We start from the raw sequence: 15,830 nt of genomic DNA, 5'->3' as shown, positions 1-15,830 counted from the left end.
AGCCCCGTTGCTCGCAAAAATTTAAACATTAACGCGAGATAAAAATTATGGGCGCTCAATGGAAAGCCAAAGGTCGCGAAGCGGCGGCCAGTGCAAAAGGTAAGTTGTTTACCAAACTCACCAAAGAAATCATGATTGCTGCACGTAATGGCGCAGATCCGGATATGAACCCGCGCTTACGTTTGGCGATTGTACAAGCCAAAAAAGCCTCCATGACACGCGAGACGCTTGAACGCGCCATCAAAAAAGGTTCAGGCCAATTAGATGGTGGAGTGAGCTACGAAAAAGTGGTTTACGAAGGTTTTGCACCCCATCAGGTTCCGGTAATTGTTGAATGCTTGACTGATAACGTTAACCGCACCATCTCCAACATTCGCGGCTTATTCCGTAAAGGCCAATTAGGCGCTTCAGGTTCTGTGTCATGGGATTTTGAACACGTTGGCATGATTGAAGCTACACCAACCAATAAAGATGCTGACGTTGAAATGGCTGCTATCGAAGCCGGTGCGCAAGACTTTGAAGCAAACGAAGACGGCAGCGCAACATTCATCACCGACATTACTGATTTGGATATTGTACAAAAAGCATTACCGGATCAGGGTTTTACTGTTGAATCTGCAAAAATTGGCTATCGTCCAAAAAATCCTGTGAGCCTATCGGGTGAAGCATTGGATGAAGTTGAGGCTTTCCTTGCCGCTATTGATGACGATGACGATGTGCACGAAGTTTATGTCGGTTTAGCAGCCGAGTAATCAGAAGCCAGGCAAACGCCTGGCTTTTTTATTTCCGCTTTTTAAAATTATTTTTTATAAAAATAATTCCTGCAAATAAAAACTTGTTTTAAAGATCAGCCTTGAAAATTCAGTTTGGAAACCACAAATAAAATCCGCGGCAAGTGTCCATTGGGAACTGTCGCATAATTGTCTTTATTTTTTATCGCTTCTTTAGGAGGATATATTATGAATACGATTGATTTAACCCCCCTGTATCGCAGCAGCATCGGCTTTGACCGTTTAGGCAACTTGCTGGACACAGCCCTTCGTTCTGACCAGTCGTCTGTAGGCTATCCACCTTACAACATCGAAGTTAATGGCGAAAACCGTTACGGTATTACCTTAGCGGTGGCCGGCTTTGAACGTGAGGAATTGGATATTCAGGTAGAAAAAGGCGTACTGACTGTGCGCGGTAAAAAATCCGACGCAAAAGAAGAGCGCAAGTATCTGTATCAAGGCATTGCCACTCGCACTTTCGAGCGCAAATTTAATTTGGCCGATCATGTGGAGGTAGTTGGTGCCCAACTTAATAACGGCCTTTTGTCGATTAGCCTCGTGCGAGAAATTCCCGAAGCGATGAAACCTAAAACCATCGCGATCAATACCGAGGGAAATATTCTTGAGCACAAAGGCGAGAACGCAAAAGCTGCGTAACCTGATTGGCGACGGTGCAACACCGTCGCCTCTTCAATCATTTAGGGGAGGCCATATATGAACCTGCAACAATTAGTTCCCTGGAATTGGTTTAAGCATGAAGATTCATCCGGTGAATCCACTATTCCCATTAAGCGTAATACAGCGCCACAGCAATCTTTAAAACAGATCAATCACCCCATACTACATCTGCACCAGGAGGTAGAGCGCTTATTCGACCAAACGTTTAGAAGCTTGCCGTGGTTTGCATCTAGTCTTTCTGATTCAGCGCTTGGGCGTGAAGACGGTTTTTTTCACAACCTTGGTTTTCGCCCGCAACTCAATATCGCAAGTGATGCGCAACAGTATCACATCAGCCTTGAAGTCCCTGGGCTGACAGAAGAAGACGTAACTTTAGAACTTAATCAAAACAATACCTTAAGTGTGCGCGGCAAAAAGTCTGAGGAAAAAGAGACCAAGGAGCGTCAGTATTATCGGATTGAGCGCAGCTATGGCGAATTTCAGCGACTGCTCGCCCTTCCAGATGACAGCGATACAGAGAAAATCCGTGCGACCTTAACAAATGGCGTGCTCGAAATTTATCTGCCTAAAAAACCGTTGCAAGCTCTGCAGAGCAACACGCGTAAAATTCCTATCAGCAATACCAGTCACTAATTTCAACCTTGGGCTCCTAATGAGCCCTTTTTTTCATCCGTCGCTTGTCATTTTGGATGGAAACACACGGGTTTTAATCTTCATTGTTTGAGAATCGCTTCGCCGACTCTTCGGCACAGGTCTCTACACTCTGATTAACCCAAAGGAATTAGCGATGAATACTTTAGTTAAATTAAAGCTGCTGGTTGGCACGCTGTTTATTGTGGGATGCAGCGCGGTTAGCGCCCACAATGGCTTGAATGATTTAAAAAACTGCCTGGGCTTGGATGCTCCAACTAGTCTGGCCGGTGCAGATCTGGTCTTCCAGATTGAAAAAACTACAACTACCCTTACCGATGGTTATCCCTACAAAGGTGTAGTGGTAAAACGTTATAAAAAGGACGGTAAATTTACCGCCCAAGGCACCGGAACCTTGAAAGGCATAGTGCCCGATAATCAATTAGCATTTAATGGCACCTATAAATACCAACGCACTGGGCCTAATACAGCTACAGAGAAATTAATAAATACTTCAGTCAATAACACGCCATCCACCATAAAATATACGTTTGAAACGTCCACCAGTGGCAAATGGGAAGAGGATTTTGGAAATGGGCAACTGAAGTTGTCAGGGAGTTTTACATTGGAGCCATCCAATTTGCCTGCCGAACAACATTTAGCTCTTGCTGCAAAAGCAGACAGCAATGTGGCCTTAATAATCAAAGCCACCAAATCTGATTTACCTGCTGGGGTCTACCCAATGGCAGGTCTGGTTCTACAAACTTATGCAGCGGATGGCACTATGGTTTTTAAAGGTTTTGGCCCAGGTACGGTAAACTCTACGGGAACTTACAAATACACCAAAGTATCTGCCAATACTGCTGTGGAAGAAGTTACCCAAGTGAGCGAGTTTTTCACTTTTCCTTACACCATGGTGTACACCTTTGAAACCAGCAGCTCAGGAAAATGGTTTCAAAACTTTGGAGATGGCTTGATTTTATTCTCCGGAACTTTTGATGTATTCCCAAATAAGTAAAATATTTTTTGGGCTATTGGGTTACCAATAGCCCTATTTGCAGAAGTATAAGATGACGCAAACACATATCGAATTAATCAAAGTCTGGTTTATATTTTCATTTAGCCTGGGCTGCTGGACTTGCTTAAATTTGTTAATTAGCCGACGCGGAGATCGTCAGGTTAAAAATACAATTTTGATTTTTATTATTTTGTTGTTAGCGCCGCCCCTTAATGCGTACCTTGGTTTAGTGAATAGCCAACCTACACATTGGATAGCAACCTTGGCCCACAAATTAACCTGGTGCTACGGCCCCATAATGGTGGCCTTAATCCGGCATATTTTGTTGAGGCCCATAGGCCGTTTAAGTTATTTACTTCAAGCCTTGCCTTTCGCATTATTTTTTATGCATGACCTTCTGCATTTAAAGATCATTAGCTTACCTGTGATGGTAACGCTATTATTCGTGCACATATTTAGTTACCTGGGCTATGCAATCTATTTGTTAAAAGCCGAACGCCTGCGCTTATTAAAGCTGACCACACAATTCAAAAACACAAGCTATTATTGGCTAATTTATTTAGTAGGCAGTTTAAGTTTCATCATGCTGGTTGATGTCGGTGTTTTTACCAGTCTTTTGCGCGGCCAATTTCCTTCTTTTACTGCCTTGGCTGCTATCGCAAGTTTGGTAGCAATTTTTGTTAACACCATTGCTCTTTTTTCACTTTATCAACCGGATGTTTTCTTCCACGAGATAAAACCGCAAGAAGAACCCAAGCCAGAAACCAAGCCTCATTTGCGTAGTATTGAACTCAGCCCCGAAGCCGCCAGGCAACTTGATGAACAATTACAGGAACTGGTAAAAAATCATAAACCTCATTTGGATGAAGATATTTCCCTGCCAAAACTGGCATCGCTATTAGGTGTTACCAGTCATCAGCTTTCGGAATTATTAAATATCCACAAGAACACTAGCTTCTATGATTTTTTAAATGATCTCCGCTATCAGGAATCACTAAATTTTCTTGCCACCAATGAAAATGAACTCACTATTGCCGACATTGCTTATCGCTCAGGCTTTAACAATCGCAACAGTTTTTATAAAGTATTTAAAGAAAAAACCGGACTCACACCAAGCCAATATAAAAAGTATCAAACCACCTCGAATTAAGCTTCGCTTACATAATTATTTAAACGTCCGTTTATGTTTCGCTTGTACTTTCGCGTGTATCAGCATTCCTGTCCTAAATTTTTTATCATCTCATAAATATATTTTTTCTCCCTAGGTAAGCTCCCGTACTTACACAGCAATCAAAGTGTTTTATTTTCATTATCTCTTTTTCACTGTGTGTCGCTTCTCAACCGGAACAGGAGAATTTATATGCTTGCAATGAATTATAGAGGGCCGGGAAGAGTGCGGGCGGATCAAAAACCCATGCCTGAAATTCTTCACCCTGAAGATGCAATTGTAAAAGTCACACGATCTTGTATCTGCGGATCTGATTTGCATTTATATAACGGCAACGTTCCCGACACCCGAGTGGGAACAACCTTCGGCCACGAATTTACCGGTGTGGTAACAGAAATCGGATCAGAGGTAAAAAAACTACAAGTAGGTGATCACGCTCTAGTGCCTTTTAATATCGCCTGCGGCAAATGTATTTTTTGTAGGCAAGGCTTATTTGGAAATTGTCACGAATCAAATCCACAGGCCACAGCTGTTGGCGGCATTTTTGGTTATTCCCATACAGCAGGTGGATACGACGGTGGACAAGCTGAATATGTGCGCGTGCCTTACGCCGACGTGGGCCCAACCGTAATTCCTCCCGGTATGGATTTGGACGACGCTGTTTTATTAACAGATGTCGTACCCACAGGCTATCAAGCGGCGGAGATGGGCGGCATACAAATTGGCGATACAGTTGTCGTTTTTGGCGCGGGTCCCATCGGCATTATGGCTGCCAAATGCTCCTGGTTATTTGGCGCAGGGCGCGTCATTGTTATTGATGAATTAGATTACCGACTTGAGTTTGCGAAAAATTACGCGCAGTGCGAGGTTTACAACTTCCGTTCGATGAAAGACCCGGTGCTATTTATAAAAAAAATAACGGATTATTTAGGTGCAGATGTTTGCATTGACGCTGTGGGTGCCGAAGCAACGGGTAGTGCAATACAAAGCATAACGGGTAGAAAGTTATTACTGCAGGCAGGTTCTCCAACGGCACTTAGCTGGGCAATTAATTCGGTTAAAAAAGGCGGCGTAGTATCTATTGTCGGCGTATATGGCCCTACTGGTAATTTTATTCCTATAGGTAATGTGCTTAATAAAGGCATTACCATTCGCGCAAATCAAGCATCTGTCAAACGTCTCCTACCTAAACTTATTGAGCACGTACAAAACGGCATTCTCGAACCTAAAAAATTAATTACACACCGAATTCCGCTTGAAGAAGTTGCAGACGCCTATCGAATTTTTTCAGACAAGCTGGATGAATGCATTAAGCCGGTGTTGATCACCTCTCCCATTAATCACTCTTCAACTGAACAGAGAGAAACACATCATGAAAAATATCACTGATATTGCTTCATCACTTGATGATGAGTCGCGCATCCAAAATGAGCCTTATTCAAAAGATAGATCACAGATTAGGGGCTGGGCTATAGATGCAAATTCGAAAAATGACCCCACGTTTCCCATGCGTCAGCGCCATAAGGAAAGCACTAAAAACCATGACTGGCAGCGCCCTTCGCTACAAGCTGTTACTACCGAAGTACTGCATTCGAACGAACGGCCGAATTTAACAGCAACTTTCGGAACTGCATCACCACCGTCTGGCTTAAGCGGAACCATTCGTCGCTTTGCTTTCAAATACAGCGAAGGGAAAATTATTCATTGGTTGGCCCTTCTTTTAGCAGACAGAGTCAATGTCCTCGAAGGTTTTGGCAGCGATTTGAGAAAAGGATATGCACCAAATATTTTAAAAGAGCGAGGAACAAAAGCAGCCTGGAAACACAACCCTGATGCAGTTGTAAAAAAGGTAATTATTGGCGTGGCAATCCTTACAAGCATAGCCATAATCTTAAATCGCAAACAAAAAAAATTAGCATGCAAAAACAATTAAACCGCCACACGGCGGTTTTTTTATTTGCAAAACTAGTTGACCAAAATAAATAAATTCGGTAAATAAAAATCTAACCGAAACATAAACAAATATTTTTAATTTAAAAAAAATAAACGAAACATAAATAATTTTTTATCGAACTTTTTAGTTGGTTAGCGAACAGATGGTTGTGACCAGGGAGCATAACCTACACACTAAGATTTCAAAAATTAGCCGCGTAAAATAAAATATATTTTATAGACAAAACAGCAAAGCGAAGCTCATAAATGTATGAAATTTAATATAAAAATTTTGGTGTAATCGAAACATTGATATGCAACAAATTTAACGTATTTATTTTTTTAAAATTTTTGAAGTCAACTTCAAATATTTTAAAAAATAAATAGCGCTTTTACCAACAAAGCGCGCTAGAAGTTGTGCCAAAAGCACATATGTTTATCCATTAATACGAGGGTTACAAAATGGCTACAAATAAAGGTGGTAGAGGTTTTGCTCAAGATCCAGCACGCGCTTCTGAGGCCGGCAAGAAAGGCGGCAGCGTGAGCGGCGGTAACTTTAAAAACGACCCCGAACGCGCTTCTGAGGCTGGTAAAAAAGGTGGCGAAAATAGCCACGGTGGCGGACGAAAGTCTGAATAAATGCCATCAGGCGGAAAAGGAATTCCGCCCAGTCCATTTAATTCTAAACACTGCAATTTTTTACAACTAGACCACAACTAAGCTGACGATAAAAAGTCAAAAAACCCCAAGGCTTTGAGAGCGAAAGAAAGAGAGAGAGAAAGGATGAGCCAATACAATTTTGATTCAGAAAAAAGCGATGCTTACCAATTAGGTTTGGCTGCCTATAGATCAGGCGAGCCGTCCTCCCTTAATCCTTTTGTAAAAGTTAACTTCAGCTGGCGTAACGAATGGTATGAGGGTTGGAATGACGCATGGTTAGAAGAAAATTGAAATTCTTAAACTAATGTGTTTCGTCTAACCACATCGCTATATTTAAAAACCTGAATATTTAAACTGAATATTTAAACCAAATCACGGATGCATTCGCATTTTTTATTGCCGAGGTACTTATGAAAACTGAAACAAATGAACATTTAGTAGACTGGCTTCGTGACGCGCACGCCATGGAAAACCAAATGGAAACGCTGTTAAAAGGCCAGTTTGAGCGCATTGAACATTACGTAGAACTTAAAGCTGCAATTCAGGCTCACCTTGAAGCAACACGTAGCCATCAGGTTAGCGTGCGCAACAGTATTGAACGTTTGGGTGGCGATACTTCGGCAATAAAAGATCTGGGCGCAAAAATTATGGCGACGGGACAAAATTTAGTAGGAACTGCCATGAGCGACGAAGTCATCAAAGGAGCTATGACGCTGTACATTTTCACTCACGTCGCAATAAGTTCATATAGCGTGTTGAGTTCAGCGGCGGATTTTTACGGCGACGCAGATGTAAAACATATTTGTGAAGCAGCGCTGGACGATGAAATTGGCATGAGCAAATGGTTGGAAAAGGAACTACCGCAATTAACACAGGCATTCCTGACAAGAACCATAACCTCAAGTGACAGTGCGAGCCGCTAATACAGCCAGCCGCGCTGCCTCATTTCTCATTTATTCCATAAAAAATATTCGCTTGGCTCTGAGCTTGAACTAACTCGCTGGAGCAGCAACTAACAACCCTGTAGAATCGCGACATCTTTATTCACCGCTGGATTTCTACATGAACACCCCTACTTTACAACTCGCTATAGATCTCATTCGCTGCCGCTCAGTCACACCAGAGGACGATGGCTGTCAGGAAATGATGATTAAACGACTGGAAGCTATAGGTTTTAAAACAGAGCGTTTACGTTTTGGCGAGGTCGATAATTTTTGGGCTGTTCGCGGCACCCAGGGGCCGATTCTCGCTTTTGCTGGCCACACAGATGTTGTACCTACTGGTCCGGAAGCTAATTGGAACAACCCACCCTTTGAACCAAAAATTATTGATGGCATGTTGCACGGCCGTGGCGCTGCCGATATGAAAGGCTCACTCGCAAGCATGGTAATAGCCTGCGAAAATTTTGTTGCAAAACATCCAAACCATAAAGGCCGCATTGCATTTTTAATTACCAGTGACGAAGAAGGCCCGTCAATAAACGGTACGGTAAAAGTTGTTGAATGGCTGGAAGCGCGCAACACTAAAATGAACTGGTGTATCGTGGGGGAACCATCAAGTACAAATGTAGTTGGCGATGTCATTAAAAACGGTCGCCGCGGTTCGCTCGGCGCTATTTTAAAAGTGAAGGGTATCCAAGGTCACGTCGCTTATCCGCATCTTGCCGATAACCCCATTCATAAACTCGCTCCTGCACTAGCAGAACTGACAGCAGAGCATTGGGACAATGGCAACGAATTTTTTCCTGCCACCAGCTTCCAGGTTTCAAATATTAATGGTGGCACAGGCGCTACCAACGTAATTCCCGGTGAAGTTGAGGTTGTTTTTAATTTTCGCTTTTCAACCGAGCTTACTGAGCAAATTTTGCGTGAACGCACTGAAGCCATTTTAAATAAATATAAACTTCAATATGAATTAAAATGGATTTTAAGCGGCCAGCCTTTCCTTACTCCGCGCGGCGATTTAGTCAACGCTGTGGTAGATGCAATTAAATCAGAGACAGGTTTGGATACAGAGCTTTCAACGTCTGGAGGTACTTCTGATGGTCGCTTTATCGCACCTACGGGAGCCCAAGTAGTAGAGCTTGGCCCTATCAACGCCACCATTCATAAAGTCAATGAATATATTAGCGCGGACGATTTAAATAAGCTTACGAGCATTTACGAAAAAACCTTGGAAAAACTTTTAGCCTAAATAAAAAAGCCCCGATCTCGGGGCTTTTTTTATTTACAGGCTTTTATTAAGTTAGATCTTAAAATTAGAAGGATAAGAATTCATAGCCTTGTACATTTAACAAATTTATTAAATAGGCTTTTACAGGATCGCTAAATTTATTGTGGCTGATATCAATAGTGACGTCTTTATTTTCAATAGCTTCTAACCCACTGATGCTGACCATGCTGTTTTCCGGTGCGTATAGCCATTCCAACTTTTTATTGGCAAGCACATCAAGGCTCACCAAATTATTGTAGCTGGCCCATAGAATTTGCAATTTCGTTAATTTGCTCAAATCCAGTGTTGTTAAAAAATTGTCCGTTAAAATCAAGTTGGTTAAATTGACGTTCTTGGACAAATCCAAACTAATCAACTTGTTTTTATAAGCTTGCAAAGATTCCAATTGAGTTTGCGCTGATAAATTCAAGGCAATCAAATTGTTTTCCATAATCAGCAATTCATTGAGCTGGGTGTTCTTACTCACATCAACATCCACCAGTCCCATACCGGCAATATTCAAAAACTGCAAATTGGTAAGGTGGGTTAGGCTGAGCGGTAAAATAGTGTTCCAGCCCAAATTCAAGCGGGTCAACGCAGTATTTTTAGTTGTATCGAGTGTTGTTAATTTATTGCGCGATGCATTGAGATCCCATAGTTTAGTCAGCGCATTTACATTTAATTGCGTGAGCTTGTTATCGCTCACATCTAATTGTGTGAGCAAAATATTTTTGCTCACATCAACACTGGCAATTTGATTGCGGGCAAGGTTCAGCTGCGTTAACGAAACTAAAGAAGCCACATCAACTTGGGTCAATAAGTTTTCGCTTAAATCCAAAGAAGTCAGTAGAGTGTTTTTTGAGACATCCACCGACTGCAATGAATTCTTACTGACATTTAGCGCCGTTAATTTTGGCAGAATTGAAAAATCTACCGAACCTGACAAACGATTTCCCGCCAAGGATAAAGATTGCAGATTAGGTAGCTTGGTAAGCTCGCTAATAGAACTCACCGTTTGGAATGGATTGTTGCAACTCAGGCTGGTAATTGCAGTGGCAGCCACAGCTTGTTTGGCATCCGCCTCATAGGTATCAATACACCGGATCAAACCTGTGTCGGTGAGTTTTAATTGATCCGCCAACGAATTGGTTTTTGTAAAGGAGATGCTGAGCAGGCAGTTGCTGTTCACCGCTGCAGTTGTAATCGTGTCTGCCGCAACCACAGCACCGCAACCTGTTGCAGATGCCAATTTATAACCACTCTCGGCGACAAACGAAAAGACCTGGGTTTTGCCGGGCGTTAAACTAACAGTTCCGGAAGGCTTTATAGTACCGCCCGGACTGACAACTGTGCCAATCGTTAAATCACTCGTGCTCGATGAGACTGATGAGATTGATGTTGAAACCTGGGACGATTTTGAACTCGATGAGCTCGTGGAAGATTGCACCGAAGAAGCAGACGAAATAGAGGACGCAACCGATGAAGAACCACTGGATAAAACCGAACTTGCAGTAGATGAATTGGTAGATGGCGTGGGGTCATCTACCCCACCGCCACAAGCTGACAACAGACCTGCCAGCGCCAGAACAACAATACTTTTACATAAATCAGGATTGGGTAACATGCTTAAACCTCACTCGTTTTACCGGCCCTATAAAGCTAGCTGATAACGCGAATATTACCACTCACCTGTTGATTGAGGCGCACATTTAACTAATTGTAAATGTGAAATTTTGTACAGCTTTTACAAACCCACTAACTAATTGCTTTAACTTTGGTGGCGGTGTAAACACCAATCAAACTTACCAAGCACGCAATGTAGCCAACTAATTCATAATGCAAAATTTCACCAGTGGGTGCTTTAGTCATAATCGCCCCCGCAATTAAAGCCGCAAAGCCAGAACCCAAATTTTGAACTGCCGAGCTAAAAGCCATAACTCGCCCGCGAAAACGCGACTCACAAGATGCTGTGATCAATGCAGATGTAGGAATAAACCGACCACTCACAAAAACAAAAAATAATGTTGCAAAAACCAATTGCCAAACAAACGCGGTCTGCAAAGTTTGGGTCACTAAAATAATTGGGATAAAGCTCAGGAATGTTGTCACTGCCAAAACTTTCCAATGTTTATGCTTGTCCGTCATACGACCAATGACAGGACGCGTAAACAAAGTTGCCAAACCACCGCACAAATAAATATAAGGCAGCTCGTGATCAGTCATGCCGGTATTTGAAACCATAGTAGGTGCAATGTAAGGAATAACCATAAAGCCCGCAAACATCACCAGACATGAAGTTGCAAACGCCCACCAGTGATTGGGAATTCGAAATAACTCAACATAACTTCTAAAAAAATTGACGTGGGGCTGATCTAAATGTCCACGTACATTTGGCACCACCTTATAAGCAACAATTAATACAATAATTCCTGCGTAAGTTATAAAACTAAACGGTGTTTGCCATGAATAATGGTTGGAAATAAATAATCCCAAGGGCACACCTGCAATTGCAGCCAGTGAGAACGCGAGCATTACAATTCCCATTGCCTTGCCACGCTTTTGCGGAGGAAATACATCGCCAACAATCGCCAGCACAATTGAACTTAAAACACCGCCAAAAAATCCTGCAATAATTCGTGCAGCTAATAAAACATGGTAGGAATTAGAGTAAGCACATGCAAGGGTTGCCACCAACAAACCAATGTAGGACACCAGCAATGCGTTGCGACGATCAAATCGGTCACCTAATGAAGAAGCCAGCAAAGAAGAAACGCCAGCTGCAATAGAGTAAGACGAAACCAACAGACCGAATTGACCGGGCTGAATTGCAAACACCGCCATAAGCTGCGACGAAAGCGGCATCATAATCATAAAATCCACAATCATGGTGAATTGCAACGCCATGAGCGTGAATAACATAATGCGCTCGCGCGACGGGGAAAGTTCTACAGACATGGCCTACTCGCAATAATAAAAATGGCTGAAGTAAAAATGAGCTAGTGTAGCTAAACGAGAATTCAAAAAGCTAATGACGCTTGTAATGTTTTACTGAATTAGATTGATTAGTGTTGATCTTTAGCTTTGAAATATTTATTGAGCAAGCTTTCGGGAGCCAACAGGATTTTGGGGTGATGCATTACCCAGCCGCCAACGAAACCAATTGCGCTGCCAAGTGCTATATCGCCCAAACGAGTAACAACCAAAGATTCATGCAGAGTGCGTGAGGCAGAGCCCTCGGCCAATAACAATGTCAGCGGTGTGATAAAAATTACCGCCAAGCCATAGTGATGAACCACCAGCAGTTCGACAATAAAAAATAAAAGAATAATAGCTAACGCGAAAGACCAACCCTGTAAGGATTGCGAAAAAATACACCAAGCCAGCCCCATGCCTAATACAGTTCCCGCAACCCGGTGAATATTCCTTTGCCACACCAGCGTAAAATTTGCGCCCTGCATGATGGCCGCGCAGGAAATAGGGACCCAATAGGGTTTTTGCAATCCAATTATTTCTGCCAGCAAATAAGATCCGCCAACAAAAAAACCTATAACTGCTGATTGTAAAAACAAACGCGCAATATTTTTTTCAGTAGCCGCAACAGGGTTAGGTGCAGGCAAATTTACACACAAACTATAGAAAAATGCGATCAGGCACGAAAGCATACAGCCAAGTGCAACCAGACCTACGCGCGCGGGAATTAATTCAAGATTAAAGGGTAATGTACAACCCAAAGCGGCAAGGAAAACAAAGAAAAAATTTCCCGGTGCAGGTATGGCGTAATATCGGCAAATAAAATCAACCAGCATGGTGGTCGCCACCAACATTATTGCTGCGATAGAAATATTAAATCCTGCGCCCAAGCCTAAAGTAAAACACGCCACAATACCGAAGGAGCAGACCGCAAGAGTAACCATCCGGTGCGGAATCGATGTGCGTGGTATATAGAGAATCACCATAGTTCCCACACAAGCCAAAATTGCGTTCGCCATCTGCTCAAAATACACCCCCAGTAGCGCGGGTATTGTCATACCAATAGTCGCCACCAAAGCCACATGCCATGGGCGACTGGGTTTATTGAGGATGAAGAGGGATTTAATTTTTTGCTGCATGAGTTTTACTCACATAGTTTTTGCTCAAACATAGTTTTTGCTCAAACATAGTTTTGCTAAATAGTTGCGCCCTAGCGAATATGGCTTGAAGACTCCAGCCCCACCCCGCAAAGAATCGATTATAATGCGCCGATTTTGGTGCGCTCATAGCTCAAGCCTAGCATTAAAGACCTGGCCAGCACCAAACCTATTAAAACACAACGACTATAAGTATTCGTACGGAGAACGCGGATGATTCGCTTGCCTCAATCAGAGCCTGGTTTTAAACCTAACAGGTTCTCCCCTAAAAACATCCTGCGCACCACGGGTCTCTTATCGACATTTTTTATCGCAACTTTTGGTGCCATTTACAGCTTTGGCGCAACGCCTAATACACCTACATCCGGTTCCGAAATATCACAACCCGGATTATTTGATGCTATTAGCTCCCGCGCAAAATTATTGGCAAAAGAAAATTACAAACCTGTGGTTGCCAATATTCCTGAAGCGCTCGCCAAGATGGATTACGATCAATACAGGTCCATTCGCTTCCGCCCTGAAGCATCGCTCTGGCGCAACGAAGCTTTGTTTGAAGTGCAACTTTTTCACGCCGGTTATATTTCCAGGGAGCCGAAAATTTTGCATATGGCAACCAACAACGGCGATTCCATTTTGCAATTCAAGCAGGAATATTTTAATTACGAAGGCCCAGCTGCAAGCCTTGCTGGTATAGCACCAAAAGATATTGGCTTTGCAGCTTTTCGTTTGCACTACCCACTCAATAATGTGAATTACAAAGATGAATTTTTTGCATTCAGTGGCGCAAGTTATTTTCGCATGGTGGGCCCGAATCAAGCCTATGGAATTTCTGGTCGCGGTCTTGCGATAGATACCGCAGAATCTTCTGGTGAAGAATTTCCCAGCTTCCGCGAATTTTGGTTATTGAAGCCAACGCCTTCAGAAAACCATGTTGTTATTTATGCGCTGCTTGATAGCCCATCTATCGCAGGCGCTTATCGTTTTGATATGTACCCCGGCGCAAAAAATCAGGTGAAAGTGACTGCACGTTTATATGCACGCAAAGATATTAAAAAGCTGGGCGTTGCACCTTTAACCAGTATGTTTTTGTATGGCGAGAACAGCGTAAACAAATATAAGTTTGATGATTTCCGCCCCGAGGTTCACAACTCCGACGGATTGCTAATGCAAACATCTTCCGGTGAATGGATTTGGCGTCCACTGACAAATCACCGCGCGCTACACGTTTCATCGCTTAGCGACAACAGCCCGCAGGCATTTGGATTGTTGCAACGTGATCGCAATTTTGAAAATTATTTAGACACCGAAGCTAAATACGAAAAGCGCCCGAGCGTGTGGGTGAAGCCCGATGTGCCATTCGGCAAAGGCCGCCTCGAACTAGTGGAAATCCCATCGGACAGCGAAGCCAACGACAACATGGTTGCCTACTGGGTGCCAGAGCAAAGCATGAGGTCGGGCGAAGAACGTGAATTTAAATACACACTCTTTACTTACGACGCTGACATTCCTGATCAACCTTTGGCAAAAGTATTGCGCACAAAAACTGGCTGGGGTGCTGTCGCTGCCCAATCCAATCCGCCACCCAAAAGCAAACGCCAATTTGCAATTGATTTTCAGGGCGGAGAGTTGGATAAGTTACCTGCGGGCACACAAGTCCAAGCAGATCTTATTAAAAACGCTGGCAAGCTAAGCGATTTGCAAGTAAGTAAATTGCCCAATGGAAAATCCTACCGCGTGTCTTTCAAGATTGAACCTGAAGGCAGCAACGTAGTGGATATGCGCTTGTTTATTAAAACAAAAGATAAACGCTTGAGCGAAGTGTGGAGTTATCCTTGGTATCCGGATAACACACCGAACTAACAGAATGCCTTCTGAAGGTTGCATAAATAGCCCATGGACCAAAATATTAAAACGCTAGTCTGGATCTTCGGAAGAGGTCTTTCTATTAGTTGCGGACTCCGATGGACAGTACCAGCATCTTTAAATGCGAAGCCTAGAGATATAGTTATAGAGGAAATTAAAAAGCAATTAACAATTGAGATGGACAAGGACGTTAACACAGAAAAAATTCAGTTTTTTTTGAGTGAACTAAAAGAGCGAACAACACCCTGCTGGAAAAATCTTTTTGCAACCACAAATTGGGATTATTTGCTTCAACGGGAAGTTTTAAAGCTTAACCTGGATGCGCTACCGAACTGGCTCTCGAATAGTCACGTCTTTCACCTAAACGGGACTATCGAACCTCGACGAGATCAGAATTTTAGCAGCACATTCTTACTCGAATCAGACTCTTTCCAAGAACGAAAAATAACGCCAGAATCCAATCGAATTTTCAATGGCATACTTTGGAGCCGAGTTTTTGTAATCGTTGGTATGTCTTTCGAATGCGAGTCAGATCGGTTCTTTCTACACAGCATAAAGCTGGAGGAAGACAATTTACCCATCGGTGAATCAGTCTGGATTGTCATCAATCCTGATCGACTATCGTTAGAAAAATCAGTAACAAGAATAAGATCCTCTCTTCCGCGCGCAGCGGTAATTCCTTTGCTCACAACCTTTGATAACTGGACAGAATCAGGCATGAAGGAACTAAGCCAGCTGAACATTTTAAAATAAAAAAGGCGAACATAATGGTT

The 15,830-nt window shown here is 42.8% G+C and carries 16 protein-coding genes; 13 read left to right on the top strand and 3 right to left on the bottom strand.

The genetic code is table 11. The features are described from left to right. The first annotated feature begins 47 nt into the window (after nt 1–47). From IE104_RS01950 to dapE, 11 genes are all read left to right on the top strand, one after another. Nucleotides 48–752, top strand: a complete 705-nt coding sequence (locus IE104_RS01950) for a YebC/PmpR family DNA-binding transcriptional regulator (RefSeq protein ID WP_189415572.1) — start codon at nt 48–50, stop codon at nt 750–752. A 207-nt stretch (nt 753–959) separates the two neighbouring features. Next, nucleotides 960–1,427, top strand: coding sequence for an Hsp20 family protein (locus IE104_RS01945; RefSeq protein ID WP_189415570.1), 468 nt, complete (start codon nt 960–962; stop codon nt 1,425–1,427). A 57-nt stretch (nt 1,428–1,484) separates the two neighbouring features. Then, nucleotides 1,485–2,081 (top strand): Hsp20/alpha crystallin family protein, encoded by a 597-nt coding sequence (locus IE104_RS01940; protein ID WP_189415569.1) that lies wholly within the window; start codon nt 1,485–1,487, stop codon nt 2,079–2,081. A gap of 154 nt (nt 2,082–2,235) precedes the next feature. Further along, nucleotides 2,236–3,096 carry a hypothetical protein gene (locus IE104_RS01935; RefSeq protein WP_189415567.1) on the top strand — a complete coding sequence of 287 codons (861 nt, stop codon included), beginning with the start codon at nt 2,236–2,238 and terminating at the stop codon, nt 3,094–3,096. A gap of 52 nt (nt 3,097–3,148) precedes the next feature. Further along, nucleotides 3,149–4,246, top strand: coding sequence for a helix-turn-helix domain-containing protein (locus tag IE104_RS01930; protein WP_189415565.1), 1,098 nt, complete (start codon nt 3,149–3,151; stop codon nt 4,244–4,246). A 210-nt stretch (nt 4,247–4,456) separates the two neighbouring features. After that, nucleotides 4,457–5,653, top strand: coding sequence for a zinc-dependent alcohol dehydrogenase (locus IE104_RS01925; protein WP_189415563.1), 1,197 nt, complete (start codon nt 4,457–4,459; stop codon nt 5,651–5,653). Continuing rightward, nucleotides 5,637–6,197: a hypothetical protein gene (locus tag IE104_RS01920; protein ID WP_229837573.1), complete on the top strand. Its 561-nt coding sequence runs from the start codon at nt 5,637–5,639 to the stop codon at nt 6,195–6,197. The genes IE104_RS01925 and IE104_RS01920 overlap by 17 nt, the downstream gene beginning before the upstream one ends. Before the next feature lie 461 nt (nt 6,198–6,658). Beyond that, nucleotides 6,659–6,835: a con-10 family general stress protein gene (locus IE104_RS01915; protein ID WP_189415561.1), complete on the top strand. Its 177-nt coding sequence runs from the start codon at nt 6,659–6,661 to the stop codon at nt 6,833–6,835. 144 nt (nt 6,836–6,979) lie between these two features. Further along, on the top strand, nt 6,980–7,147 hold the full coding sequence (locus tag IE104_RS01910) for a hypothetical protein (protein ID WP_189415559.1): 168 nt from the start codon (nt 6,980–6,982) through the stop codon (nt 7,145–7,147). A gap of 119 nt (nt 7,148–7,266) precedes the next feature. Continuing rightward, nucleotides 7,267–7,779, top strand: a complete 513-nt coding sequence (locus IE104_RS01905) for a ferritin-like domain-containing protein (RefSeq protein WP_189415557.1) — start codon at nt 7,267–7,269, stop codon at nt 7,777–7,779. Nucleotides 7,780–7,918: 139 nt separating this feature from the next. Next, nucleotides 7,919–9,049 carry a succinyl-diaminopimelate desuccinylase gene (gene dapE / locus IE104_RS01900; RefSeq protein WP_189415556.1) on the top strand — a complete coding sequence of 377 codons (1,131 nt, stop codon included), beginning with the start codon at nt 7,919–7,921 and terminating at the stop codon, nt 9,047–9,049. A 64-nt stretch (nt 9,050–9,113) separates the two neighbouring features. Here dapE and IE104_RS01895 read toward each other — a convergent pair whose 3' ends face one another. The 3 genes from IE104_RS01895 to IE104_RS01885 form a co-directional block, all read right to left on the bottom strand. Beyond that, the gene (locus IE104_RS01895; protein ID WP_189415554.1) at nt 9,114–10,691 is read right to left on the bottom strand and encodes a leucine-rich repeat domain-containing protein; all 1,578 of its coding nucleotides are present in this window, start codon (nt 10,689–10,691) and stop codon (nt 9,114–9,116) included. A gap of 131 nt (nt 10,692–10,822) precedes the next feature. Further along, nucleotides 10,823–12,022, bottom strand: a complete 1,200-nt coding sequence (locus tag IE104_RS01890) for an MFS transporter (protein ID WP_189415552.1) — start codon at nt 12,020–12,022, stop codon at nt 10,823–10,825. 107 nt (nt 12,023–12,129) lie between these two features. Next, nucleotides 12,130–13,176, bottom strand: coding sequence for an FUSC family protein (locus IE104_RS01885; protein ID WP_189415551.1), 1,047 nt, complete (start codon nt 13,174–13,176; stop codon nt 12,130–12,132). Between the two features lie 231 nt (nt 13,177–13,407). Here IE104_RS01885 and IE104_RS01880 point away from each other — a divergent pair, with 231 nt between their 5' ends. Together IE104_RS01880 and IE104_RS01875 are read left to right on the top strand one after the other, a co-directional pair. Continuing rightward, the gene (locus tag IE104_RS01880) at nt 13,408–15,054 is read left to right on the top strand and encodes an OpgD/OpgG family glucan biosynthesis protein (protein ID WP_189415550.1); all 1,647 of its coding nucleotides are present in this window, start codon (nt 13,408–13,410) and stop codon (nt 15,052–15,054) included. Nucleotides 15,055–15,087: 33 nt separating this feature from the next. Then, a complete protein-coding gene (locus IE104_RS01875) occupies nt 15,088–15,810 on the top strand; it encodes an SIR2 family protein (RefSeq protein WP_189415548.1) in 723 nt (240 codons plus the stop codon). Nucleotides 15,811–15,830 lie beyond the last annotated feature (20 nt).

This window comes from Cellvibrio zantedeschiae (assembly GCF_014652535.1).
Taxonomy (GTDB): domain Bacteria; phylum Pseudomonadota; class Gammaproteobacteria; order Pseudomonadales; family Cellvibrionaceae; genus Cellvibrio; species Cellvibrio zantedeschiae.
Note: the sequence above shows the minus strand (reverse complement) of the source record. Positions and strands in the feature narration are given on the sequence as shown.